This window comes from Azospirillum sp. Marseille-Q6669 (assembly GCF_965111635.1).
The window spans coordinates 1-23,400 of sequence record NZ_CBCOOP010000004.1 but is presented as its reverse complement, the minus strand read 5'-3'; the positions used below and the strand labels follow the sequence as shown (position 1 = coordinate 23,400).

Genomic DNA, 23,400 nt, shown 5'->3' with positions numbered 1-23,400 from the left:
GACCTCTTACTATCACACTATTTAAAATGGCTTAAGCCAGCATTGGCGACGCTGGGGCGATAAATTTCGACAAAGAGTCACAACCGGATTTCGCAATTCTGTCGCATTTTGAAGATTTCCGGAGAGGCGTAGCGTGATGATCCTGTTGCGCGTGCCTTGCGGTTCATTGGTCATGCTCATGATTGGGGATTCCCGCCATGCATGGCGATCAGACAGCGGAACAAGGCAGGGGATGCGGAGACGGCGGTCATGCTCTTCCCATGCCGAAGACCGGCCGTTTCGGTGAGTGAAGGGGGTGCTGGGCGCCGGCCTGCCGGCGGGCGTTGCGCCAGTAGAGGGCGAGCGCCATCACGCTGGCGACCTCGCCGGGCGTGAAGACGACCGAATAGATGGTGGAGGTCGCCAGGGCGAACAGGACGTAATCGCCCAGCGCCTGGGTCATGGGATCGTCGCCGGTGGCGGCCTTGCGGGCGCTGCGCAGCGCCGCGACGTAGAAGGCTGCGATCAGCACCGCGCCGATGACGCCGTATTCGAAGACGATGCCGATCCAGCCGATGTCGGCGAGATAGAATTGGTTGTTGCCCAGGATGTCCGCCAGGGTCACGTTGCTGAAGCGGGTGACGGCGCCCACCCCCAGCAACCAACGCAACGGCGTCACCTCCAGGAAGTCGAGCGCCAGGATGATGGAGTTCTGCCGGATCGACAGGGAGGCGCCGAGCATCTGCTCGGCCCGGCTGGCGAGGTCCGCGCTGTAGACGGCGGCCAGGGCGACGGTCGTCAGCAGGGCCATGCCGACCGCCAGGATCCGCCACCAGCCGCGCGCCGAGGTGATCATGGCGAAGCCGACCACCAGGACCACGCTGCCCAGAGCCGTGCGCTGCTTGTAGATCAGGACCATCAGCAGCAGCCCGATCAGCAGCAGCGGAATGGTCCACCATTCCCGGGACGCGCAGAACCGCCGGGACAGGTAGAAGAGGAACAGCACGCCGAAGAACATCGGCATGAAGATGCGCGGGCCGCGCTCGACGTCGTACATCAGCAGCTTGCTCTTCAGCGGGTCGGTGGCGTAGGCCTCCGGCGGGAGAACCAGCCACAAAGCGAGCATGATGACGAAGGTGCCGGCGCCGAGCGCGATCAGCGCGCCGCGCACCTGCGGCAGCGTCGGGCGCAGCAGCGTCAGAAGGGCGGCAAGGGAAAAGTAGTAGGCGAAGGGCCAGACCTTGACCGTGGTCGCCATCGCATCGGTCAGCCCGTTGCCGAGCTGGACCATGGACACCGCCGGGGTGATCGCCACGAGGTAGGCGAGCAGGGCGATGCACAGCGACTTGAACGGCAGCTCGATCTGCGCCAACGCGTAGACGGCGAGCGGGAGGGTCAGGACCGGCCAGCTTTTCGACAGGGCGTAAAGCGGCGGGATATCGACCAGATAATGGAAGCTCTGCCCGAACAGGGGCAGCGCCGCCAGCAGGATCATCACCGTCAGGGAGCGGGGCTGGGGACGGCGGGGCGCCGCCACCCGGACGGGCGACAGGATGCGGCCGCGCTGCCGGGCTCCCAGCTCGACGATCATGGGCGCGCCGCCGGCTTCGGGCGCGCTTGACCCCGCTGCTCCGACCACCAGGCCGACAGCGCGATGCCGAGCAGCGGCAGGGAGTCCACGAAGACCCGCCGGGCGTGGCCGCGCGGGTTCTGGCCCAGCCGGTACAGCCATTCCAGGGCGAAGCGGCGGAACAGCGGCGGCGCGCGTTCGACCAGTCCCGTCACGAACAGAAGCGAACTGCCGACGCACAGCCCGACGCCGGTGGCCTGTCCGGTGTTCCGGATGGCCAGCGCCAGGCACTCCGACTGCGGCGCGCCGACCGCCAGGAAGACGAAGCGGGCCGGGTGGTCCAGCACGAAGCGGACGCAGCGCTCGACCTCACGCGGGTCGGCGGAGAAGCCCATTGGCGGCTCGTGCCGGACCAGCCGGGTCAGGCCGAAGCGGTCGCGCAGGCGGCGCTCCAGCTCGTCGTTGCCGCCGATCACCGTGACGGTATCGTCCGGTGTAATGACGTGCGCGAACAGGTGGGCGGTAAGGTCGCTGCCGCTGGCGCTGGGCAGCGGCTTGCGGAACAGCCGGCGGGACAGGTGCCGCATGATCTGGCTGTCGCACAGCCGCAGCCACGCGCCGTCGTAGGCGGCGCGGAACTGGGCGTCGCCGCCGCGGTGAAGCCGCACCACATGCTGCGCGTTCGGCGTCACGACATAGGCGAAGGAGGCCTCCGGTGCCCGCGCGGCGATGGCCTGGGCGGCGCCGGCCACGTCGAGGCGGGTGATGGCGACCCCGAACACGGTGTCCGTGGGGTGCTCCCGCCCCGGTTCGGTCTGGGGCGTCGTCATGGGAAGGTCGTGATCGCGCCGGTTTGACGGCTGATCGTGTAGTTGAACGTGCGCTCGAACGGGACGACGCGGTTGATGAACTGCTCGACCCACAGGCCGGTCTCGGCGATGGAGCTGCGCGGCACGAACAGGATGTCGCCGGCGACCAGCGGCACGTCGCCGACCGCTGCCCCGGTCTCGATGAACCGGCGGGTGTCGATGGTGCGCAGCATCGGCTTGTTCTCGGGGTTGCGGCGGATCAGCACCACCTCCTCGTACCGCGCCTCGCGGTCGAAGCCGCCGGCCAGCATGATCACCTCCATCACGCCGATGCGGCCGTTCAGCAGGTAGGTGCCGGGGCGGGCGACGGCGCCGCCGATGTAGGCGCGGTTCGACGGGGTCTCCTTCAGCCCGATGCTGACCTGCGGGGCGCGCATCCAGCGCCGCGCGCGCGTCTCGACCACGGTGGCCAGCTCGCCCGGCGTCAGCCCGGCGGCGTCGACCTGCCCGGCCATGCGCAGTCCGGCGGAGCCGTCGGGACCGATCATCACCTCCTCGTCCATGTCGGGGGCGAGCATGAACTTGACCTGGAAGCGGTCGCCCGGACCCAGCCGGTAGGGCGGGGTGGAGTCCTCCCAGCGGGCGAAGCCCTCGGGCATCGCCTCCTTTGGAGTCAACGACTGGCCGGTGCACGCGCCGAGCGCCAGCAACGCCGCCAACAGGAAGCCCCGCATCGCGGCCATCCGCATCACAGCCATCGGTAGATCACCTGGGGAATGTGGAAGTGCCGGCCGGTCAGCACCAAGCCGACGATGTCGCCGCCGGACGCGAGGATGGAGTCGCGCATCCGGGCGGCGACCGGCGCACGGGTGTGCTCGGCGCGGGCGACCAGGATGTTCGCATCCACCATCGGCGACAGCCGGCGGGCAAGATGGCTGTTCCCGATCGGCGGCGACAGAATCAAAATGATGTCAAAGCGTTGATTCAGCCGCTCCAGCATCTGGCGCGACTGGGCGATGGGGGTGCGCAGGCTGCCCAGCGCCGAACCCGTCGCCTGCCGCGACACCCAGAGCAACGGCACGGCGGAGGGCAGCGCTTCGAGGTCGCCGGTGCCCTGCGGCTCGATGGTCGGCAGCCGCTCGCCGGCTCCGCCGTCCGCCTCGCCGTCTGCACCCGCGTTGATCGCCGCCAGCTGGCCGGTGCCGTCGCCGCAGAGGTCGATGACCAGCGTCCGCAGGCCCCGTCCCTTGGCGAATTCCAGCGCCAGCCCGCGCGCCACGATGGCGTCGCCGTCGCCGTCGTTGGCGGTGACGAACTGGATCAGGGCCATCGGCTGGTCGTCCAGGCCATGGTCGCGCAGCTGCGCGGCCAGATGGATCAGCTCCTGCTGGGCGCCGGGGGACACCAGCTCGCCGTCGGTGTCGGAGAAGCTGGCGATGGCCGGGACGCCCAGGTCGCGCTCGATCTCGTGCGGCAGGATGTAGACCTGGCGCAGCCATGTCGCCAGCACGCCCGCCGCCCCGCCCAGCAGGATGCCGCCGACCAGACCGGCGATGATGAAGCTCGGCGCCATGCTCGTCCCGGTCGCCGGGGCCACCGCCGGCTGCACGACGCGGACGTTGGAGAAGCGCACCTTGGCGGCCTCCTCCTCGGCGCGGGCGGCCTCGGTGCGCTGGGCGTAGTCGCGATAGATGTCCTCCATCACGCCGCGCGTGCGCTCCAGGTCGCGCAGCTCGCTTTCCGCCTTGCGCAGGCGCCCGACCTTCTCCACCGCCACCGTGTGCTGGCGGTTCAGCTCGTCGAGCTGCCGGGCCACCGCGTCCTGCTCGATCTCCAGCGTCAGCAGATGGTTGTTCAGGAAGGGGATGGACGGGTTGCGGACCTCGCGCGTGGTGTTGTAGACCGGCTTGTCGCCGCCCTTCATCGACTGCCGGACCGTCCGGATCTTCCGCTCCAGCTCCTGGAGGGGCGGGTAGTCCGGCAGGAACTGCGAGGCCATCCGGTCGCGCTCCAGCTCCAGGCGGAGCAGCACGTTGCGGTCGTCGTCGTTCTGGGTCTGGTTGCTCTGCTCCCGGAAGTCGAACACCCGCTCCGGCAGGGCGGCGAGCCGCTTCTTGGCCGCCGTGACCTCCGCCTGGAGGGCTGCCTGGCGCTCCTGGGTCTGCCGGCGGCGCTGCACGATGCTGTCCACCTGGTTGGCGGCGAGCAGGCTTTCCTGCCCGAGATCGACGATGTCGTACTCGGACTTCAGCGCCTGGATCTGCCCCTCGAGGCTCTTCAGCTGGTCGGAGTGGCGCGCCAGTTCGGAGGCGAGGAAGGGCGAGCGCGGGATGTCGAAGATCGCGCGGCGGCGCTTCAGGTAGGCGTCGGCCAGTGCGTTGACGGTGTCCGCGGCGAGGTCCGGGTCCTCGTGGCTGAAGCTGAGGCGCACGATGTTAGAGGAGGATTGCTGCTCCACCTGAAGGCGGCGCTTGAACTTGTCGATGGCCTTTTCGAGCTGGTCCTGCGGGCTGTCGGCGGGCAGAAGGCCAAAGAGGCGCGGGCGCGCGATTTCCGGGAACAGGGTGACGGGGCCCAGCGCGCTCAGCGTGTCCTCGATCACCCGGCGGCTTTCCAGGATGCGGATCTCGCTGTCCACCGACTTCAGCCCGTCGATCGACAGGATGGAGGGCAGGGTCCCGGCCACGTCGCTGATCCCCGCATGCGCGCGGTCGATCATCATCATGACGAGACTTTCCGCGGCGTAGCGCGTGCGCGCATAGGTGGCGGCGGTCAGTCCGGCAATGATTGAAAGAAGAACGACAATCAGGATAATGCGCTTGTGATAAAAAGCGAGTATCAGCAGATCGCGCGGCGTAAATGCCGACACACCGCTGGAAAACAGCACCCCATGCGATTGCTGCCCCGACGAGCCATCCGGCTGGTCAGCCGATTGACTTTGCCTGCGATTTTCCAGATGTTGGGACAGCATCTTTTACGGGTACCGTAGCGTGTGGATCGAACACTTTACTGGTATGGTTTACCACGTCCGGTATAGACCTGTCATGAGGTGGTTGGGGTTTTGAAGCATTTTGTCTCAATTTTTAACTATTTGCTTTTTGCCGAAACCCCTCACTTTTGGTTGGGTGCCAGGATGCCGGCCCCAGCCCCACCGAGCCACGCGCCATGAACCACAGTCTGTCCTCCCTGAAAGCCGCGATCGAGCTTCGCCACCCGCGGATGTTCCGTCGCCTGACCTGGCTTCGCGACCGCCTTGCGCCCTATTACGCCGAGCCGGAGCTGCGTCTGCTTCCCACCCTGTGCGTTCCGGGGGAGGCGGCCTACGACATCGGCGCCAACAGCGGCATCTACACCTTCTGGCTTTGCCGCACCGCGGCCAGCGTGACGGCCTTCGAGCCGAATCCGAAGCTCGCGTCGCTGCTGGAGAGCAAGTTCGCGCCGCTGATCGCGTCCGGCCGGCTGCGGGTGGAGGGGTGCGCGCTGAGCGACGGCGACGGGTCGATCGTGCTTCATGTGCCGCGCTCGTCCGCCCTGGCCTCGGTCGAGGCGGGGGCGGTGGGCGCCCATGGCGAGGACGTGGAGGCGGTCACCGTCCCGCGTCGGACGCTCGACCGCTACGACGACCACCCGGTCGGCTTCCTGAAGATCGATGTGGAGGGGCACGAGTCCGCGGTGGTCGGCGGCGGCCTCCGCCTGATCGGGCGCGACCGTCCCAACCTGCTGATCGAGGCGGAGGAGCGGCACAATCCCGGAGCCCTGGCGGCGTTGCAGGCGCGGCTGGCCCCGCTGGGTTATCGCGGTTATTTCGTCCTGGCGGGACGCCTGTGCACGCTGGACGGCTTCGACCCGGATCGCCACCAGTCCCGCTCGGCCCTCAACGCGGCGGGCACCCACCGGGTCAAGGGGCGGATCTACATCAACAATTTCATCTTCGTCGCGCGCGATGGCGTGGCCGACCGGCTGCGCGCCGCGCTCGGCCAATCAAGCGGGAGCTGACCGCGCCAGCGGTGGCGTCAGCGGCGGCAGTCGACCTCGGGCCAGGGCCGCTTCTGGTAGAACGGGCGCAAGGTCAGGATCTTCGCCACCTTCCAGATGCGGCTCTGCCGCTCGGGGCACAGATTGTTCACCGCCGAGGTCGGGTTGCCGCGCCACCATTCGGGAAGGTGGACCTCGACCTCGTAGGTGTTCAGATGCAGCTCGGGTTCGCGAATCCACCAGCCATAGGGCAGACGGTCGAAATGGGCGCGGATTTCCTGGCGGATGTCGATGGCGCGCCATTCTTCCTCGTCCTGCGCGGCGGCCGGGCGGCCATGCCCGAGCAGCGCTGCGGCAAGGCACAAAGCCAGCGCCGCATGGACTCTCCGGTGCCCTCGCCCTTTCGTCACCATGGTCATCAACCGACTGTTCTCCCCACGCGGCGCAACACGGCGGAGCGCCGCGCGTCTCCGCATCTCTTCCGCTTCCGCAACAACCCTTTATCCCATAGAGCGTGATGCGTCTCCAGACATGGCATGCCCTCGGGCGTTACGGCGTCGGCCTCGGGCTGCGCGGGGTGGAGGTCGTCGGCAAGCTCGGCCTCTATATCATAGCGGCGCGCGCACTGGGCGCCCATGATGCCGGCCTGTTCTTCCTGTGCCTGACCTGGATCGGCCTGGCATCGACCATGGCGCGGCTGGGGCTCGAACGGGCGATCACGCGGCACATCGCCGCCGAACTGGCCATCGGCCAGGGACGGGCGGCCGGCCGTGACCTGCGGACCGGTTTGATCGGCACGGGACTCGCCGCGACCCTGGCCGCGGTGGTGGCCTTTGCCCTGGCGGGGCCGGCGTCGCACTTGCTGTTCGGTGCGCCGGACCTCGAAACGCCGCTGCGCCTGTCGGCCCTGGCCCTGCTGCCGCAGACCCTGACCATCACCATCGGATCGGCCCTGGCGGGGCTGAAGCGGGGCATCGCCGCGCAGTTCGTGCAGAACGCGCTGTGGCCGGTGCTGATGCTCGCCGCTCTGGTGGCGGGGGTTTCCAGCCTCGACTCCCTGATCCTGGCCCTGGCCGGGGCGTTGACGTTCAGCGCCGCGGTCGGGATGGCCCTTCTCGCGCGCGACCGCCGCCGTTTCACCGACCATTCCGTGGTCACCGATGCCGCGTTTTCGGACAGGCCGGCGGAGGTTCTGCCGTCGCTCTGGCACACCGCGCTTCCCCTGTTCGTCGTCGAGCTGGTGCAGGTGTCGCTGGCGTCGTTGCCGGTGCTCGCGCTGGGCGTCTTCGTGGACGCGGCCTCGGTCGGCGCGTTCAGCGTGGCGAACCGCATCTCCATGCTGGTCTGGGTCGTCGTCATCAGCATCGGCACCTTCGCCGCGCCCAACTACGCCGAACTGCATCGCCGCGGCGAGACGTCCCGTCTGCTGGCCATGAACCGTAACATCATGCTGGCCGTCGCGGCGCTGAGCCTGCCTATGGTGTCGGTCATGATGATCGTGCCGGAGCTGTTGCTCGCTCTGGTCGGGCAGGGGTTCGGCAGCGCGGCGACGGCGCTGCGCATCCTCGCCGTGGGCCAGATGATCCATTGCCTTCTGGCCTGCCAGGACATCCTGCTGGCCATGACCGGGCATGGGCGCACGCTGCGCCGGCTGAACCTGCTGCAGCTGGCGATGTGCATCGTGCTTGGCGCCATCCTGATCCCGGTCTTCGGCATGACCGGGGCGGCGGCGGTGACCGCCCTGACGGTCGCCCAGGGAGCGATCGGAACGACGCTGGTGCGCCTCGTGCTGTTCAAGAGCCACACGGGCCCCGCCGCCTTCGGCCGCTCCTGACCAAATTGACCAAGTCAGGGGCCGCGTCCAATGGCGAACCGCTCCGGAATTCTTGGTGTCTGTTTGACGGCGTCAGGCGCCGATATCCCGGATGATCGGCTGGAGGGTGATGCCAATGATCGCCGGCGCCGAACGACAGGTCCTGCTGTCGATCGCGATGGTGCTTGGTTCCTCAAGGCGCTCGCGGGCCGACCGCCCTTCGAACGCATCCGCAGGGCACGGCAGGCTCACGTCAACACCGACACCACCCCGCCCGGATTGTCCGTGACCGCGAAGGTCTCGAAGAACTCGATTTCCGGATCGGTGCCGTAGCGCCGCCTTATGCCATCCAGCCATGGCCCCTGGTAGAAGCGTCGGGCGTCCTGCCGCCGTTCCCATTGGTAGACGCCCCCGGCGGTGCCGGTCTCGCTCCAGATGAACTGCTTGCGGATCAGGCCGGGCACGCCGCCGAAACCCGGCGCGATCGACAGGAAATGCGCCCGGCACTCCTCCCGTCCGATCGCGGCGGGAAGGCGGTAGCGGACGATGGCGGTGATCATGGGGGTCCTCCGCGCGCTATTTCTCTACTTCATCAGTTGACATTATAATACGAAGCCGTTGAATATGGTCCATGAAAATCATGTATTCACATTCATAAAAAGTGAATACGCCTTGATCGAAGGACGACGACGACCATGAGCACGCATCGGAACGGTTCGGGAATCTCGGCGGCGACGCCCTCGCGGCGCGGGCTGCTGAAGGTGGCGGCGGCGGGTGCGGTGGCGCTGCCTTTCGCGGGCGTGGCGTCCCGGCTGGTCGCCGCCCCGCCGCCCGCCGCCCCGACACCCGCTGCGCTGAAGCCGCTGAAGCTCGCCTGGAACACCGGCGCGGTGTGCGGTGCTCCGGTGGCGGTGGCCAAGCACAACGGCTTCTTCGAGAAGCACGGGCTGGATGTGGAGTTCGTCAACTTCGCCGGCACGACGGAGCAGCTTCTGGAGGCGCTCGCCACCGGCAAGGCCGACATCGGCCACGGCATGGCGCTGCGCTGGCTGAAGCCGCTGGAGCAGGGCTTCGACGTGCGCATCATCGCGGGAGTCCATGGCGGCTGTATGCGCCTGCTGGCCGCCAAGAACGGCGGCATCACCAGCCTTGCCGGGCTGAAGGGAAAGACGGTGGCGATCAGCGACCTGTCCAGCCCGGCCAAGCACCTGTTCTCCATCCAGCTCGCCAAGCAGGGGATCGACCCGAACCGGGACGTGGAATGGCGCGTCTTCCCCGGCGACCTGCTGGCCATCGCGGTCGATAAGGGCGAGGCGCAGGCCGTCGCCCACTGGGACCCGGTGACCTACAATTTCCTGAAGTCCGGCACTCTGGTGGAGATTTCCACCAATCTGTCGGGCGAATTCGCCAACCGCGTCTGCTGCGTGCTCGGCGCACGCGGCAGCCTGCTGCGCGAGGACAAGGCCGCCGCCGCCGCGGTGACCCGCGCCGTGTTCGAGGCGCAGCACTACGCCGCCGCCAACCCGGTGGAGGCCGCCAAGGTCTACCAACAGTACTCGCCGAAGAGCAGCATCGAGGACCTCGCCGCCCAGCTTTCCAGCCAGACGCACGACCACAATCCGGTGGGCGCCGACATCAAGCGCGAGATCGCGCTCTACGCGGAGGAGCTGAAGGGCGTGCAGGTCTTCAAGCAGAGCACCGACGCGGCGAAGTTCGCCGACCGCGTCTACGCCGACGTGCTGGGCTGAGATGAGCAGCCTCGATGACGCCGCGGCGCTGGCGGCGGGCGGGGGTGCTGCTGTGGACCGCAGCAATTCCCCCGCGGTTCCGCGCCTATGGCTGGGCGGGGTGGCAGCCAGTGCTGCTTGGCTGGCCGCCGCCGCCCTGACCGCCCTATGGCCGGAAACGGAGGAGTGGGTGCGCACCGGCGAGTTCGCCAGCCTGCTGGCGGTGGTCGGCGGCGCGCTGGCCTTCGCCGTGCCGCTGTCGCGCCTGTTCGGCGCGGTGGGGGAGCGGCTGCGGGCCGCCGCCCCCTGGCTGGTGGTGCTGGCGCTCGGCGTGATCGGCTGGGAGCTGGTCACCGCCAAGCTCGACCTGCTGCCGCGCCCCTTCTTCGCGCCGCCGCAGGCGCTGCTGGAGGTCTATCTGGACGAGTGGCCCCGCCTGCTGGAATGCACCGTGGCGTCGCTGCAACTGCTTCTGCTCGGCTACGGGATCGGCGCCTTCGTCGGCTTCGTCACCGGCGTGTCCATCGGCTGGTCGCGGGCGGTGGGCTACTGGGTGCATCCGGTGCTGCGGCTGATCGGGCCACTGCCGGCCACGGCATGGCTGCCCATCGCCTTCTTCGCCTTCCCGTCGAGCTGGAGCGCCAGCGTCTTCCTGATCGCGCTGGCGACCGGGGTGCCGGTGACCATCCTGACCTGGTCCGGGGTGTCCGGCGTCAACCCGGCCTATTACGACATCGCCCGTACCCTGGGCGCGTCCGCGCGCTTCCTGGTGCTTAAGGTGGCGGTGCCGGCGGCGATGCCGCACGTCTTCGTCGGCCTGTTCATGGGGCTCGGCGCCTCCTTCGCGGTGCTGGTGGTGGCGGAGATGATGGGGGTCAAGGCCGGGCTCGGCTGGTACCTGCAATGGGCGCAGGGCTGGGCGGCCTACGCCAACATGTACGCGGCGCTGCTGGTGATGGCGCTGGTGTGCTCCAGCCTCGTCACACTGCTGTTCAAGGCGCGCGACCGGCTGCTCGCTTGGCAGAAGGGATTGCTGAAATGGTAGCGCTGGAACAGGAGTTGCCGGCCGGTCTGGACCTTGAGGTTCACGGGGTCAGCCACGCCTTCGATCTGCACGGTGCGCCGCTGCCCGTGCTGGACACGGTCGGCCTGCACGCCAAGCCGGGCGAGTTCGTGGCGCTGCTCGGCCCGTCGGGCTGCGGCAAGTCCACGTTGCTGCGGCTGGTCGCCGGGCTGGAACCGCCGCGCGCGGGCCGGATTCTGGCCGACGGGCTGCCGATCAGCGGGCCGCACCCGTCGCGGGTGGTCGTCTTTCAGGACCCGACGCTCTACCCCTGGCGCACCGTCTGGGACAATGTGGCGTTGGGGCTGGAGGCGCAGGGCGTGCTCCGCCAGCGGCGCAACCGGGTGGACAAGGCGCTGCGGCTGGTCGGGCTGGACGGTTTCGCCAAGGCCTACCCGCACCAACTCTCCGGCGGCATGGCGCAGCGCGCGGCGCTGGCCCGCGCGCTGGTCAACGACCCGCGCCTGCTGGTGCTGGACGAGCCGCTGGGCAAGCTCGACAGCCTGACGCGCATCCAGATGCAGGGCGAGATCGTCGCATTGTGGCGGCGCGCCGGCTTCACCGCCCTGCTGGTGACCCACGACGTGGAGGAGGCTCTGCTGATGGCCACCCGCGTCATCGTGTTCAGCGAGCGCCCGGCCCGCATCAAGGCGGAGATCGTCGTCGACCGCCCCTATCCCCGCCACCGCGACGACCCGGTGCTGGTGGAGCTGCGCCACAAGGCGTTGGAACTGCTGGGCCTTGCCGGGAGTTGGTAGGTGGGGTGCGTGTCGCCCCCACCCTAACTGTGGCGGCGCAGGACGATATCGACACTGTTACGGATGTGCAGGGGGTCTCGTGCGACAAGCTTGTCGAACTGCAATGACAGGTTGATGACGCCTCTCCGTCATGGCCCCCGCCGTCCGTCGGTTCTGGTTTTTGGTGCTGCTCGTGACCGATGATCTCCAACGCCACGGGCGGGAGCGCTACGCGTACCAAATCCTCAAGCGTCTCCAGGCCGCCGGTGAGACGCCGGACGAGGCTGAGGTCCACCGGTTGGCGGAGTTCCTGCGTCCCGCCGTGCGCATCGAACAGTGGTGGTCGTGGACCGACACCGCGGACGCAAGCGCTGCGGAGGCCTTCGATCCATTTTCCCTCGTTTCTGTCCGGCTGGCGTGGGATGGTCATTGGCGCGGGCTGCAGCGTCTCAAAGCAGGAAAAAGCCGTAGTCTCAAGCAGATTGGCAGCCTGCACCTTGGCCGAAGTCACGCGGCAATGTCGACGACGATCTTTCCACTGGCGCTTCCATCCTTGATCGCGGCATGCGCCTCGTCAGCCTGCTCCAGGGAGAAGCGGCGCGGATCGAGCCGAGGCAGCAGCTTGCCAGATTCGACCAGGGAGGCCGCTTGGCGCAGAATGTCACCGTGATGCCGCATTCCTTCTCCCGTCAGCATAGGAAGCAAGGTGAAGACGCCTGAATAGGTCGCTGCACGGAATGACAGCGGCGACAGCGCGTGCGTCCCCCAGCCCAGGCAGCTGACCACATGCCCGAAGCGACGGACCGCTTGGAAGGAGGCATCGAGCACCGGCCCACCAGCGGTGTCATAAACCAAGTCGAAGCCGCGGCCTTGCGTGTGACGGGCAACGTACGCTTCGACCGTCTCGGCGCGGTAATCGATGGCGGTGGCGCCCAGCTGCTCGACGGTTGCCTTCTTGTCCGCGGAGTCCGTTGCCCAGACGGCCGCTCCAAATGCACGGGCAATTTGTACGGCCACATGGCCCACACCGCCGGCGCCCCCCTGCACCAGAACCGTTTGGCCGGCTCGGATGCCGGCGCGATCAACCAATCCCTCCCAGGCCGTGATGGTGATCAGCGGCAGCGCAGCCGCCTCACGCATTGTCAGATTGGCCGGCTTGTGCGCAAGCAAGTCGGCCTCGACCGCGGCGTATTCCGCGAGCGAGCCCTGCCGGCCACCGACGCCGCCGGTCATCCCATAGACCTGATCGCCCGCCTTGAAGGCGGTGACTCCGGAACCGACGGCAACGACCTCTCCCGCCAAGTCGATGCCGAGTATCGCCGGGAGCGGGTGCTTGGCGTGCGCCGCGGCGCCGGCACGGATCTTGGTGTCCAGCGGATTGACGCCGCTGGCAGCGATGCGCACCAGCACCTGACCGGGCCCGGCCGCTGGCCGCGCAACATCGGTCAGACGAAACGGGGCGTCGTACGCGTCCAGCACCAAAGCGCGCATTGAGTTGCTCAATTCATGGGACATGATCGTGAACCTTCCGGGGATTTGTGCGTTGCCGCGACTGGTTCAGAGGTTCGGCCAAACACTGCTGTTTGAAAATTAACATTCTTGTTCGCAGGGCATGCATTTCTGTATGATGCGACATGGAGTGGAGCGACCTTCGAGTCTTTCTGGCGATTGCCCGCGAGGGCACGCTCGGCGCGGCGGCTCGACGCATCGGGCAGACCCAGCCGACCATGGGACGACGTTTGCGCGCGCTGGAGAAGGCGGTCGGCCACACGCTGTTCCAGCGAACAAGCGATGGTCTCGTGCTGACGGATGAAGGGACTGCCGTGCTGCGCCATGCCGAGCGCATGGAGGAGGAAAGCCTTGCCTTGGAGCGCGCTCTGGCCGGACAGGGTGGGCGTTTGGAGGGCAACTTACGGGTGTCGTCCTCCGACTGGTTCGGCCTCCACATACTGACACCACTTATTTATGAGTTCACACGGCGCCATCCGGGCGTCAGTGTGGAACTGCTGACCGATGCGCGGTTTTTAAGTCTTTCGAGGCGGGAGGCGGACCTCGTCTATCGCATCCGTCCGTTCGACGAGCCGGAGGTGGTCCAGCGCAAGCTGACCCGCATCGAATACGCTCTTTACGGTGTCGCCGGGAGCCCAACGCCGACGGTTGGTGATGGCACAGGCTGCGCATTGGTCACCATGAACGCCACCTTCGGCGGCATGCCGGATGTCGCGTGGCTCCAACGAATGCTCCCAAATGCCCGCGTCGCGTTTCGAAGCAACAACCGCGATGCCCAGGCTTATATGTCTGCCTTAGGCGTCGGACTGGCTGTTCTCCCACGCCCTATTGGGGATGCGTTGGACGGACTGCAGGTCATCGATCTTGGCGAGCCGCCACCAGGACGCGATGTTTGGATCGGCTATCATCAGGATCTTCGCCGTTTGGCGCGGCTGCGCGCCTTGCTCGATCTGACAATTGAGCGTTTTTCGAAAGATTGACACCATGTTCTGCCCGGTCGGCTTTTCCATGGAGGGCTCGCCGCGCCGTGAGCCAACGAGGCGCGCCGGCGCCCGCCGCTGATGTATCCGCAGCGTGTCGTCGAAGAGACCTCGCCCAGCCAAGTCGCGGGGGGCACCGGCGGGGCAAGCCCGAAGTGGTCGAGTCGACCCATCGGTCCCCCGTGCTCGCGACCTTAGCAATATCAAGGTTGCCGCTCAGGTCAGGAGTCGATGCTGCCAAGGACGTGTCGCATCCGGACAGCTGGAACTGTCCAAACGTTGTCGGCATCAGACATCGCGCTCCACCCCGCCGCTTTGCTCGATCGCGTTGATCAGCCGATGCAGTTTGACGGCGTCTCCGAACGTTGGACTTTGAAGGGTGCCGGACGTCATGTCGGACGCGATCAGTTCGTAGAGCTTCCTCACGTTGCCCGCCAGGACGTTGTCGTCGGCACTGAAGCCCTCGGGTACGGCGATCGGATGAAGGGTCTCGTCTGCTTGCGCGCCCATGAGCTTGAATCCGCCCAGACCTACGTAGCCGACGGGACTCGTAAGCAACAGGTCGCCCCTGGTGCCGTTGATCTCGACATGGAAATTGGTTGCGCGCGACAGCCCGCCACGGAAATGGCATGTCACGAATCCGCCGGACGTGAGCCTGCCAGAGAAAGCTATTTGATCCGCGACGTCGAGCGGGACGACTTCCTGACTCCCCGACATCCGTATCGTCCGACGGCGACGAACCAATGTCCCCGACACGCTCAGGAAGTCTTCTCCGAGAGCGAACAACAGGGCGTCGATTGTATGGGCGAACGGCACGTGCAGCATGCTCGCGCCCTTGGACGGGTCCAGGGTGTATCGAAAAGCCTCGTCGAGTTCCTCCCCCCACGTGATTCCTGAACCGATCACCGACGCCGAGAGCACCTCGCCGAGATAGCCCTGTTTTATCAGCTCGCGCATGTGCCGGAGGGTCGGGTTCGCGCGAGTCTGGAGGCCGATCATGGCCGAGACACCTTTTTCGGCGGCGAGCGCGTTCATTGCCTCAGCGTCCCGAAGGTTCATGCCAAGCGGCCATTCGGAAAACACCGACTTCCCGGCTTGAAGCGCTGCGGTCACGAGATGAAGGTGTTCCGGCACCCTCACGGTCACGACCACCAGGTCGACATCAGGATGGTTCACAAGTTCGTCGCTCGATGACACCGCGTGTTCAAAACCGAACTTCTCAGCCGACGCCTTCGCAGTTTCGATCCGGCTGTGGCTCAGGGCGGAAAGTCGGAACTGCGGCAGGTCCCTCAACGCAGGCACATGGGCGGTCGAGGCCCAACCACGGTCGGGGTGAACGCCGATGATGCCAACTCTGATTGGTGCATGGGTCACTGGACGCGCTCCTTGGTCCTGGGCGAGAGAGCGACGGGGGCCCCGGCCGCGGCGAGTGCCGAGGTCGTCTCAATGCCGATACCGCTTGCACCACCGGTGACGATCATCGTCTTCCCCCGAAGGTCGACGCCTCCCAGGACGTCGGAAGCGGTCGAATGGAATCCGAATGGCGATTGGAGCATGGCAGCCTCTTTGCACGCTGATGTCGTAACTGGATCACGGAATGGATGGTTACTCCGTGATCTTGACGAAGCCCTGCTGCACGAGCTGGATCGTGCGAGCCATGGCATCGAGATTGATCTTTATGCGGGGGAGAAGATCGGCATTGCCCCAGCCGTTCACTTTCGCGGTCGCGCCGCAGAGTTCGACCTTGACGCCGACGTCAATCAGGTCGGTCACCAGCTTTTTGTAGGGGTTGCCAGTGGCGATGTTGCGCGAAGCATTGTAAGCCACATCGTTCAACGCGACGTGGCCCGCGTTTGTGTGGAAGACCACGATCACGTCCGACGCCGCTTTCCAGTTCGTGATGTCCGTGGTGATCAATTGAAGATGGAACAGCGCCGCGGGCAGATCGCCTTCGAACTCAAGCCCCCCGATGCTGTGAACTGACTTCACTTCCTTCAGTTCGACCGGAATATCAATGAACAGAGCGCTTTTTGTATCAGACATTGCCGTCTCCTTAATCCGTTGGATTGTCGGCGGACCCGGACTCCGAAGGCGTGGGAAACCTGGGCGAGGAACGCACCAGTATGGGATCGGCGGATGGTCGGAGGTTCCTGCTAGACGCCCGCGTAGACAAGCCGCGTAAAGAAGCCTGGGTCGATGACGAAATTGCCCCACTTGGCATCAAAGGATGCCGTCGGCTTGGCCGCGACCGCTTCGTCCCGCGAGCGCCCCTGGCGCTTCAGCGCGGCGACGTTCTCGCGGATGCTAACGAGCATGTCGCGGAACTCCTGCAACTCAGCGCGGTTGCTCACCGGATTTCCGTGGCCCGGAATGATGATCGTCTTGCCGGTCGACGCGGCCAAGTTCGCATCCGAAGCGGCGATCATCCCGTCGATGCTGCCGCCCGTCGAATAATCGATGAACGGATATATCCCGTTCCAGTAGGTATCGCCGACATGGAGAACGTCTGCCTCGCCGAACATTACCGAGATGTCGCCGTCGGTATGCGCCGGACCGTAGTGTTTCATGGCGAGCGACTGCCCGTTCAACTTGAGCGAATGCTCTTTAGAAAAGACGTGCTTCGGCACGCCGCTTCGCTCCAGCGGAACGAAATTGTAATCCCAGTCCTCCACCCGCTGCACCTGCGACAGGTATTTTCGGGTGTTCTCATGCGCGATGATTTTCGCTCCACCCTCGCCGATCCAGGCGTTGCCGTCCGCGTGATCGAAATGCCAGTGGGTGTTGATGAGATGGGTCACGGGCTCCGCGGAGAGCGCGGAGAGCGCCTGCGTCATCTGGGGGCGCGACACGCTGATGCCCGCGTCGACCATGACGAGGCCGTCCTTGCCGGCCAAGACCGCGACGTTGCCGCCGGAGCCTTCAAGGATGGTGATGTCGTTCCTCAGTTTGTGGGTGGCGATCACGGACTTGGCAGCGCTGTCCTTGATGAGGCTCACCAAGCCGCGCGCCTCGGCATAGGCCTCGCGTGGGCTCATCCAGCCTCCTGTGGCGGCGAAACTCGCCGCGCCCATGCAGCAAAGGCAAAATCCACGGCGAGAGAGCATGTGTTCGGACGTCATGACAGACCTTTCCGCTGCCGGACTCGTTGAGCCGACGGCTGTCGAACATGATTTGAAAGGTTGAGGGCAGGCATCTCGGCCTGCCCGGGCCGTCACGATCGGATGAAGGCCAGAAGGTCGGCGTTGATCACGTCAGCGTGGGTGGTGAACATCCCGTGCGGATAACCGTCGTAGACCTTGAGCTTCCCGTTCTTGAGCAGCTTGACGGAGAGTTCGGCGGAATCCGCGATGGGCACCACTTGGTCGTCGCTGCCATGCATCACCAAGACCGGAACGTCGATGACCCGCAGGTCATCGGTGAAATCGGTCTCCGAGAAGACCTTGATGCACTCATAGTGCGCGTTCGCTCCGCCCATCATGCCCTGACGCCACCAATTGCGGACCGTGCCTTCGGAGATGACCGCGCCGGGGCGGTTGAAGCCGTAGAACGGGCCGCTGGCGATATCGAGGTAGAGCTGCGCCCGATTGGCCGCCAGAGCCGCGCGGTAGCCGTCGAAGACCTCGATGGGAAGTCCTCCGGGATTCGTTGCGGACTTGACCATCACGGGCGGAATGGCGGAGATGAGGACCGCTTTGGCGACCCGGCCTTTGCCATGCCGGGCGACGTATCTGGTGACCTCTCCGCCGCCCGTGGAATGGCCGATGTGAATCGCGTCGCGGAGGTCGAGCGCTTCGGCGAGCGTGGCGACGTCGGCCGCGTACGTATCCATGTCGTTGCCGCCCGAGGTCTGGCTGGAGCGGCCGTGGCCCCTCCGGTCGTGGGCGATCACCCGGAAACCCTTTCCGATGAAGTACAGCATCTGGTTGTCCCAGTCGTCGCTGCTCAGCGGCCACCCGTGGTGGAACACGATCGGCTGCCCGGCGCCCCAGTCCTTGTAGAAAATCTGGGCGCCGTCTTTCGTCTTGATGCTGCTCATGGTCTCACTCCCATCTGCACTGGTTGCGCTGGTTGAATTCGGCGACGCCGCGGCGGCCAAGGACTCCAGGGGCAACGTCGTGACGAGGACGGCGGTCGTGCCAATCAAAACGTCCCGTCTGGTCGCGCTGGGTGTTGGAATCGCTTCTTTCGCATTCATGTCTCTTCCCTCTGTCGGGCGGACACGGTTCCACCGGCAACCGGTGGGCCTAAGTCAGACGGCGCGCTTGGCCGCCGTGTTGGCGATTGCGAGGTGGTCAGCCCAAGACTGGAGCTGCCGCCGCCCACTCTTTCCGGGTTGTGGGCGTACCGTCGATCATTTCGACGACGTCCTTGGATTTCGAAAGCGTCGTCATCAACGACTTCGGCCCCTCGAACGGCCTGCCGCCGATATGCCAGCCGTCGGTATGAAGTTCCTCGATGAGGACCCATACCACCTCGCGGAAGGCTTCCGAGCCCTCGAACTTCACCATGACATCGGTCAAGGCCTTGGCCATGGCGTGCTTCTCTTCCGGCGTGAACACGCCGTCGACCAGTTTCACGTTGACGAATGGCATGACATTTTCCCTTTCTTGAGGGGAGCAACGGTGCTGCTCTATTCGGCGATGTCGATAACGATCTTGCCGCTGGAAGTGCGCTTTTCGATTTCGCCGTACGCTTCCGCGACAGTCTCGAAACTGAAGCGGCGGGGGTCGACGAGAGGGGTGATCTTCCCGGCTTCCGCAAGCCGCTTGGCCTCTCGCAGGATCGCCCCGTGATGAGCACGGCCTTTGCCGGTCAGCATCGGCAATAGCGTGAAGACACCCGAATAGCTCGCGGCGCGGAACGACAGGGGAGCAAGAGAATGCGTGCCCCATCCGAGGCAGCTCACCACATGGCCAAAGCGCCGAACAACGTTGAACGCGGTATCAAGCGCCACACCGCCCACCGTGTCATAGACAACATCGAAGCCGTGGCCGCCGGTGTGATCGCCAACATACTCCTGAGGAGTTGCCTGTTCACGGTCGATTGCCGTTGCGCCGAGGCGCTCGATGATGTCCCCCTTCGCAGCTTTGTCGACCGCAAAGACCTCGGCTCCAAAAGCCGAAGCGATCTGGATCGCCATCTCCCCGACGCCACCAGCACCCAGAACAAGCACCTTTTGGCGGGCTTGGACCTGGGCCCGGTCGACCAAACCTTCCCAAGCCGTGATGAAAACAAGGGGGAGCGCGGCCGCCTCGCGCATGCTGAGATTGGATGGCTTCGGCGCGAGAAGATCGGCATCAACCGCAGCAAACTGCGCCAGCGAGCCTTGATGACCGCCCACACCTCCGGCCAATCCATACACGTCGTCTCCGACGGCAAACCGGCTCTCGCCGGCACCGAGGGCCTCGATCGTCCCGGCAAGGTCCATTCCCAGAATGGCGGGAAAAGGATGTTTCGCGTGCGCCGCGTTGCCGTTTCGGATTTTGAGATCCAGCGGGTTGACGCTGCTCGACTTTATCCGAACCAGGACTTCGCCTGCCAGGGGCTGTGGGCGAGCGATGCTGGCCCGAGTGAAGGGTGCGTTGGGCCCATGCAGGACGAGCGCATCCATTACAACGGTGGTCATGTTCGATCCCCCTCAGCCGCGCTTCTGTCGTTCATTGCCGAATGATCGGCACACGAAGACGATGACCCAAGCAGCCGAAGAGTATCCAGTGAATCGTCGTGAATTCCCGTGCGTCACGCCAAGAGATGATGGAACGGAATTCCAGTCGATTGTTATGAAAATTCGGCGAGAAGAGCCTTCGCAGCTCTCAGATCGGCCGTCTCAAAGCCTTCAGTGAAACGGCGGTATACCTTCGCCAAAGAGCGATGCGCCGTCGCAACCTCCCCACGTTCACGCAGCAAACGGGACATGCTCATGCTCGTTCGAAGTTCCCACGACAACGCATCCTGCCGTCGTGCGAATTCGGCGGACTGTAGAAAACACTGCTCGGCCGAGCTGGAGACAGTGCCGTCTTGCAGAAGGATCTCACCTTTCACGCGCAAGAGTTCCGCAATGCACCAAAGCTCTTCCTTTTCCTCGCTATGCCGGATGGCGGCGTCGACAAGGGCGAATCCTTCCGCACTCTGTCCCGCGGATGCCAAACCTTCGGCCAGGAACCCAAGAAACCGGACATTGTAGAGTGTGAACAGTCTTCCCTTTTGGATCTCCTCCAGCGCCGTGCGCAGAAGTGGGATGCCTCGATTTTCATGCCCCTGCTTGATCAGAAGTGCGCCTTTCCAGCAGCGGCCGAACACTTCCCAGGGTCCGAGCGCGTTCGTGGCCGCCAAGTCGAGCATGGTTGTGATTGCGAGGTCCGCGGCCGCCATATCGCCAACGTGAATCCAGACAGGACAAGCCCATCGCGCCAGTGCTTCACACAGCGAAATCGCATGGCCCGATGCGCGGGCGGCGTCGACGGCATTCTTCGCGGCCAGGATCGCCTGATCCGGGAAGCCCTGTATCCAAAGGAGTTGGGCAGGCTGAACGCGGGCGGTCACTGATTGCCCAAATCGGAAGCGAACCGAACTGGTTGAGATGGCTTCCGGAGCGGAAATATCGTGCGCAAGCATACGATCCGCGTGGGTGCGAGCGCCCTTGCAATCCCCCATGCAGAAGAGCGTCATGCTCATCATTCGATCGCCGATGAAGCGATCGAGCCCATTGTCCGCCAGTTTCATGAATCGCTGCGCGATGCCAAGTGATTCCCGGTACTCACCCATCCCGACCCGGCAAAGCCACAGACCCCAGAGCGCTTCCGATTGAGCGTCAACATCGTGGAGATCTTCGGCCATTTCCAGGGCTTTGGCGAATGCTGCCGGTGCTTGCAGCGCGAACCCCACCTTGAAAGCTTGTGACAGGCCGAGCGCTTTGTAGAGCTGCATGACTTGGCGCGCCTGCGCATCCCGCTCTGGTCCCGGGCCGATGCTCAGCAAAGCGCGTTTAACGCATCTCAGACACTCGTCGACCGCTGAGAGCTGATACCACAGTGGGATAGCGGCCACGGTTACGGCAAGGCCGACCGCAGGGTCACCCTTGGGTGAGTAGGCCCAGTCCAGCACCATGCGCACGTTGTTGATATGGCGGCTGTACCGCTCCAACCACTCGTCGGCGGGAACCAATTCGATTTCGCCATACGAGTGTTTGAGAACACGACACAGATATTTGGCCAAACGCAGTATGATGCCATTGAATTCGCCGCGTTGCGAAAGTTTGGCCAACGCGTAGGCACGGGTTGTGTCGAGCAGTCGGTACTGTGCGGTCTTCTGGTGAACATCGACAACGACAAGAGACTTCGAGATTAAATTGGAAAGATGAAGAGGAAGATCGGTGTCAAGACGACTGGCCTCAGTCATGATGGCGGCAATGGCCTCCAGCGTAAACTCACCCGCAAGCACGCCCAGACGGCGCAGAAGCGTCTGCTCCGGGTCCGACAGCGCCTCGTAACTCCAATCGATTGTGGCTTCCAGGGTTTGATGCCTGGGAAGAGCGGTGCGTCTGCCGCCTGCCAGCAGCCGGAAACGATCGTTCAGGAGTTTTGCCACGCCTCGCGTGCCAAAGGCCCCAACCCGCCCTGCCGCCAGTTCGATGGCCAGGGGGATGCCATCGAGTTGGCGGCAGATATCGGCAACGAGAGGCGCCTCACCGTCGTCAAACTCAAATCCGCTGCCGCGGGATATCGCGTGATCAACGAAGAGTTGGACGGCCGGGGAGGTCAATGCCTCTCCGGCAGTCAATCCAGCAGACATCGGAGGCAGGTCCAGGGGCGCCAGCCGATAGACGCTCTCGCCCTCCGCCCGCAAGCCTTCCCGGCTCGTCGCGAGAATTTGGATCTCCGATGTCTGTCGGAGCAGCGCTTCTGCCAGCCGCGCCGTCGCGTCGACAACCAACTCGCAGCTGTCGAACACAAGCAGCATCTGCCGCTCACGCAGATGCGCGATGACGCCGGAAAGAGGGTCCTTGGAACTGTCGGCTAGGCCGAGTGCGGCGGCCAGCACGCCTGAAACGAGTTGGTCGTTCGCCAGCGGGGCCAGATCGAGAAAGCACACGCCGTGCTTATACGAGGACATAAGTTGTTCAGCGACGGCGACACCGAGTGTGGTCTTGCCAATACCGCCTGGTCCCACGATGGTTGTAAGACGGTACCGCTGAAAGCGGCCTCGCACGGTCTTGATGGCATCTTCCCGCCCGATTGGCGATCTCAGAAGCCGTGGAAGGTTGTTCTGGGCGCTCGCCGCCTCGGCTCCGTCTGCGAGGATAGAGGATGAGATCGGCGCCACGAAGCGGTAGCCGCGCCCCGGAACGGCCACTATGAAATGGGCTGCGCCCCCGGAGTCGCCAAGAGCCTTGCGAAGCAATGCTATCTGCGCCCTGAGGTTCGACTCTTCGACGATGGTGTTCGGCCACGCGCGCGTGACCAGCTCGTCCTTCGTGACCAACTCCCCGGCCCGATCGGCCAAAGCAATCAAAATGTCGAGTGCCCGCGAACCTAGAGCAACCGGCTTGTTGTCCTTGAACAGGAGATGCCGGTCTGGATGAAGGCGAAAAGCACCGAACGTGATCACAGTTCCGGCCGCAGTCTCCGTTCGGAATGGGGCTTGAACCATGATGCGACCTAGCTCCGGTTAGCAAGAATGCGCCATGACGCTGTTGCACTGAGGTCACGAGAGCTGATGCCGGCAGTGCGGCATACCCAAACAATGGAGACAGACGAGGTCGAGCATGCGGTTCTGGAACAGGACGGCGCCATCAATCCCGGTCTACCGGCGGTCGTTGGTATGGAACCCTACAAGACCTCGATGACGTGTTTGTAGCGGCTGAAGCAGGCCTCCACTAGCGTGCGCAGGTGGTAGCGCCAGAACGTCGTGAACAGCTTGGCCAGCATCCGCAACAAGCTGAGCGATGCCCACGGCCGCGGACGCAAAGCGGTCCGCCCGTCGGCACGGCATGCGGAGCTGGCGGTGAACCTCGCTGGGACGGTGGCGGCCTTCCTGGTGTCGACGTGGCAAGCCCGCCAAGCGTCCCAACCATGAAGCGCCCCGCTCCCCAACGTCACGCGGTGCGCTCTCCGCTCATGGCGGCAGCAACGAGGGCCTGCGCTTCGCCAGCCACAGTCCGGCCCGCCTCCCGGCGCTCGCTGTAGCGGTCGGTCAGATAGTCGCTGCGGTCGCGCACCAGCAGGGTGAACTTCACCAG

21 protein-coding genes are annotated in these 23,400 nt (G+C 65.2%); 7 read left to right on the top strand and 14 right to left on the bottom strand.

Annotated features, from left to right (window positions below; all coding sequences use genetic code 11):
- Positions 1-247: 247 nt before the first annotated feature.
- Genes ACWPXE_RS21475 through ACWPXE_RS21460 form a run of 4 tightly spaced genes read right to left on the bottom strand, consistent with a single transcriptional unit; the run spans position 248 to position 5,083 of the window.
- A complete protein-coding gene (locus ACWPXE_RS21475) occupies positions 248-1,570 on the bottom strand; it encodes a hypothetical protein (RefSeq protein ID WP_454019407.1) in 1,323 nt (440 codons plus the stop codon).
- Positions 1,567-2,379, bottom strand: coding sequence for a WecB/TagA/CpsF family glycosyltransferase (locus ACWPXE_RS21470; RefSeq protein ID WP_454019406.1), 813 nt, complete (start codon positions 2,377-2,379; stop codon positions 1,567-1,569). The genes ACWPXE_RS21475 and ACWPXE_RS21470 overlap by 4 nt, the downstream gene beginning before the upstream one ends.
- Positions 2,376-3,116, bottom strand: coding sequence for a polysaccharide biosynthesis/export family protein (locus ACWPXE_RS21465; RefSeq protein ID WP_237907010.1), 741 nt, complete (start codon positions 3,114-3,116; stop codon positions 2,376-2,378). Before ACWPXE_RS21465 ends, ACWPXE_RS21470 begins: the two co-directional genes overlap by 4 nt.
- Positions 3,107-5,083, bottom strand: coding sequence for a GumC family protein (locus ACWPXE_RS21460; RefSeq protein WP_454019405.1), 1,977 nt, complete (start codon positions 5,081-5,083; stop codon positions 3,107-3,109). Before ACWPXE_RS21460 ends, ACWPXE_RS21465 begins: the two co-directional genes overlap by 10 nt.
- A 440-nt stretch (positions 5,084-5,523) precedes the next feature.
- On the opposite strand from ACWPXE_RS21460, the gene ACWPXE_RS21455 reads away from it, so the two are divergent.
- Positions 5,524-6,354, top strand: a complete 831-nt coding sequence (locus tag ACWPXE_RS21455) for an FkbM family methyltransferase (protein ID WP_454019404.1) — start codon at positions 5,524-5,526, stop codon at positions 6,352-6,354.
- Positions 6,355-6,371: 17 nt separating this feature from the next.
- Here the strand turns inward: ACWPXE_RS21455 and ACWPXE_RS21450 are convergent, their stop codons facing one another.
- On the bottom strand, positions 6,372-6,752 hold the full coding sequence (locus tag ACWPXE_RS21450) for a hypothetical protein (RefSeq protein ID WP_454020045.1): 381 nt from the start codon (positions 6,750-6,752) through the stop codon (positions 6,372-6,374).
- Positions 6,753-6,850: 98 nt separating this feature from the next.
- On the opposite strand from ACWPXE_RS21450, the gene ACWPXE_RS21445 reads away from it, so the two are divergent.
- The gene (locus ACWPXE_RS21445; RefSeq protein WP_454019403.1) at positions 6,851-8,167 is read left to right on the top strand and encodes an oligosaccharide flippase family protein; all 1,317 of its coding nucleotides are present in this window, start codon (positions 6,851-6,853) and stop codon (positions 8,165-8,167) included.
- A gap of 227 nt (positions 8,168-8,394) precedes the next feature.
- Here ACWPXE_RS21445 and ACWPXE_RS21440 read toward each other — a convergent pair whose 3' ends face one another.
- Entirely contained in the window at positions 8,395-8,706 is a 312-nt protein-coding gene (locus ACWPXE_RS21440) for a hypothetical protein (protein ID WP_454019402.1), read from the bottom strand.
- 135 nt (positions 8,707-8,841) lie between these two features.
- Here ACWPXE_RS21440 and ACWPXE_RS21435 point away from each other — a divergent pair, with 135 nt between their 5' ends.
- From ACWPXE_RS21435 to ACWPXE_RS21425, 3 genes are read left to right on the top strand one after another with little or no spacing between them, the layout of a single operon-like run.
- Positions 8,842-9,894 (top strand): ABC transporter substrate-binding protein, encoded by a 1,053-nt coding sequence (locus ACWPXE_RS21435; protein ID WP_454019401.1) that lies wholly within the window; start codon positions 8,842-8,844, stop codon positions 9,892-9,894.
- Between the two features lies 1 nt (position 9,895).
- Positions 9,896-10,918 (top strand): ABC transporter permease, encoded by a 1,023-nt coding sequence (locus ACWPXE_RS21430; RefSeq protein WP_454019400.1) that lies wholly within the window; start codon positions 9,896-9,898, stop codon positions 10,916-10,918.
- Positions 10,912-11,694, top strand: a complete 783-nt coding sequence (locus ACWPXE_RS21425) for an ABC transporter ATP-binding protein (RefSeq protein WP_454019399.1) — start codon at positions 10,912-10,914, stop codon at positions 11,692-11,694. The genes ACWPXE_RS21430 and ACWPXE_RS21425 overlap by 7 nt, the downstream gene beginning before the upstream one ends.
- A 486-nt stretch (positions 11,695-12,180) precedes the next feature.
- Here the strand turns inward: ACWPXE_RS21425 and ACWPXE_RS21420 are convergent, their stop codons facing one another.
- A complete protein-coding gene (locus ACWPXE_RS21420) occupies positions 12,181-13,188 on the bottom strand; it encodes a zinc-dependent alcohol dehydrogenase family protein (protein ID WP_454019398.1) in 1,008 nt (335 codons plus the stop codon).
- Positions 13,189-13,307: 119 nt separating this feature from the next.
- Here ACWPXE_RS21420 and ACWPXE_RS21415 point away from each other — a divergent pair, with 119 nt between their 5' ends.
- The gene (locus tag ACWPXE_RS21415; protein ID WP_454019397.1) at positions 13,308-14,162 is read left to right on the top strand and encodes a LysR family transcriptional regulator; all 855 of its coding nucleotides are present in this window, start codon (positions 13,308-13,310) and stop codon (positions 14,160-14,162) included.
- 288 nt (positions 14,163-14,450) lie between these two features.
- On the opposite strand, the gene ACWPXE_RS21410 is transcribed toward ACWPXE_RS21415, so the two are convergent.
- The 7 genes from ACWPXE_RS21410 to ACWPXE_RS21380 all read right to left on the bottom strand — a co-directional run bounded on the left by ACWPXE_RS21410 (position 14,451) and on the right by ACWPXE_RS21380 (position 22,769).
- A complete protein-coding gene (locus tag ACWPXE_RS21410) occupies positions 14,451-15,536 on the bottom strand; it encodes a Gfo/Idh/MocA family protein (RefSeq protein WP_454019396.1) in 1,086 nt (361 codons plus the stop codon).
- Between the two features lie 231 nt (positions 15,537-15,767).
- Positions 15,768-16,205, bottom strand: a complete 438-nt coding sequence (locus ACWPXE_RS21405; RefSeq protein WP_454019395.1) for a DsrE family protein — start codon at positions 16,203-16,205, stop codon at positions 15,768-15,770.
- A gap of 110 nt (positions 16,206-16,315) precedes the next feature.
- A complete protein-coding gene (locus ACWPXE_RS21400) occupies positions 16,316-17,281 on the bottom strand; it encodes an MBL fold metallo-hydrolase (RefSeq protein WP_454019394.1) in 966 nt (321 codons plus the stop codon).
- A 92-nt stretch (positions 17,282-17,373) separates the two neighbouring features.
- The gene (locus tag ACWPXE_RS21395) at positions 17,374-18,198 is read right to left on the bottom strand and encodes an alpha/beta fold hydrolase (protein WP_222071011.1); all 825 of its coding nucleotides are present in this window, start codon (positions 18,196-18,198) and stop codon (positions 17,374-17,376) included.
- A gap of 256 nt (positions 18,199-18,454) precedes the next feature.
- Positions 18,455-18,754 carry a tautomerase family protein gene (locus ACWPXE_RS21390; protein WP_149272682.1) on the bottom strand — a complete coding sequence of 100 codons (300 nt, stop codon included), beginning with the start codon at positions 18,752-18,754 and terminating at the stop codon, positions 18,455-18,457.
- Positions 18,755-18,792: 38 nt separating this feature from the next.
- On the bottom strand, positions 18,793-19,788 hold the full coding sequence (locus tag ACWPXE_RS21385) for a zinc-dependent alcohol dehydrogenase family protein (RefSeq protein ID WP_454019393.1): 996 nt from the start codon (positions 19,786-19,788) through the stop codon (positions 18,793-18,795).
- 152 nt (positions 19,789-19,940) lie between these two features.
- Complete coding sequence (locus ACWPXE_RS21380) at positions 19,941-22,769, bottom strand: ATP-binding protein (protein ID WP_454019392.1); 2,829 nt, start codon at positions 22,767-22,769, stop codon at positions 19,941-19,943.
- Between the two features lie 300 nt (positions 22,770-23,069).
- Between ACWPXE_RS21380 and ACWPXE_RS21375 the strand changes: the two genes are divergently transcribed.
- Positions 23,070-23,237 carry an abortive infection family protein gene (locus ACWPXE_RS21375; protein ID WP_454019391.1) on the top strand — a complete coding sequence of 56 codons (168 nt, stop codon included), beginning with the start codon at positions 23,070-23,072 and terminating at the stop codon, positions 23,235-23,237.
- Positions 23,238-23,400 lie beyond the last annotated feature (163 nt).

Excerpts from the sequence above, each read along its gene's own strand:
- ACWPXE_RS21395 (WP_222071011.1), bottom strand. The coding sequence starts at position 18,198 with ATGAGCAGCATCAAGACGAAAGACGGCGCCCAGATTTTCTACAAGGAC.
- ACWPXE_RS21460 (WP_454019405.1), bottom strand. The coding sequence starts at position 5,083 with ATGATGATGATCGACCGCGCGCATGCGGGGATCAGCGACGTGGCCGGG.
- ACWPXE_RS21475 (WP_454019407.1), bottom strand. The coding sequence starts at position 1,570 with ATGATCGTCGAGCTGGGAGCCCGGCAGCGCGGCCGCATCCTGTCGCCC.
- ACWPXE_RS21455 (WP_454019404.1), top strand. The coding sequence starts at position 5,524 with ATGAACCACAGTCTGTCCTCCCTGAAAGCCGCGATCGAGCTTCGCCAC.
- ACWPXE_RS21415 (WP_454019397.1), top strand. The coding sequence starts at position 13,308 with ATGGAGTGGAGCGACCTTCGAGTCTTTCTGGCGATTGCCCGCGAGGGC.
- ACWPXE_RS21405 (WP_454019395.1), bottom strand. The coding sequence starts at position 16,205 with ATGTCTGATACAAAAAGCGCTCTGTTCATTGATATTCCGGTCGAACTG.
- ACWPXE_RS21425 (WP_454019399.1), top strand. The coding sequence starts at position 10,912 with ATGGTAGCGCTGGAACAGGAGTTGCCGGCCGGTCTGGACCTTGAGGTT.
- ACWPXE_RS21390 (WP_149272682.1), bottom strand. The coding sequence starts at position 18,754 with ATGCCATTCGTCAACGTGAAACTGGTCGACGGCGTGTTCACGCCGGAA.
- ACWPXE_RS21420 (WP_454019398.1), bottom strand. The coding sequence starts at position 13,188 with ATGTCCCATGAATTGAGCAACTCAATGCGCGCTTTGGTGCTGGACGCG.
- ACWPXE_RS21400 (WP_454019394.1), bottom strand. The coding sequence starts at position 17,281 with ATGACGTCCGAACACATGCTCTCTCGCCGTGGATTTTGCCTTTGCTGC.
- ACWPXE_RS21385 (WP_454019393.1), bottom strand. The coding sequence starts at position 19,788 with ATGACCACCGTTGTAATGGATGCGCTCGTCCTGCATGGGCCCAACGCA.
- ACWPXE_RS21450 (WP_454020045.1), bottom strand. The coding sequence starts at position 6,752 with ATGACCATGGTGACGAAAGGGCGAGGGCACCGGAGAGTCCATGCGGCG.
- ACWPXE_RS21465 (WP_237907010.1), bottom strand. The coding sequence starts at position 3,116 with ATGGCTGTGATGCGGATGGCCGCGATGCGGGGCTTCCTGTTGGCGGCG.
- ACWPXE_RS21435 (WP_454019401.1), top strand. The coding sequence starts at position 8,842 with ATGAGCACGCATCGGAACGGTTCGGGAATCTCGGCGGCGACGCCCTCG.
- ACWPXE_RS21470 (WP_454019406.1), bottom strand. The coding sequence starts at position 2,379 with ATGACGACGCCCCAGACCGAACCGGGGCGGGAGCACCCCACGGACACC.
- ACWPXE_RS21440 (WP_454019402.1), bottom strand. The coding sequence starts at position 8,706 with ATGATCACCGCCATCGTCCGCTACCGCCTTCCCGCCGCGATCGGACGG.
- ACWPXE_RS21430 (WP_454019400.1), top strand. The coding sequence starts at position 9,896 with ATGAGCAGCCTCGATGACGCCGCGGCGCTGGCGGCGGGCGGGGGTGCT.
- ACWPXE_RS21445 (WP_454019403.1), top strand. The coding sequence starts at position 6,851 with ATGCGTCTCCAGACATGGCATGCCCTCGGGCGTTACGGCGTCGGCCTC.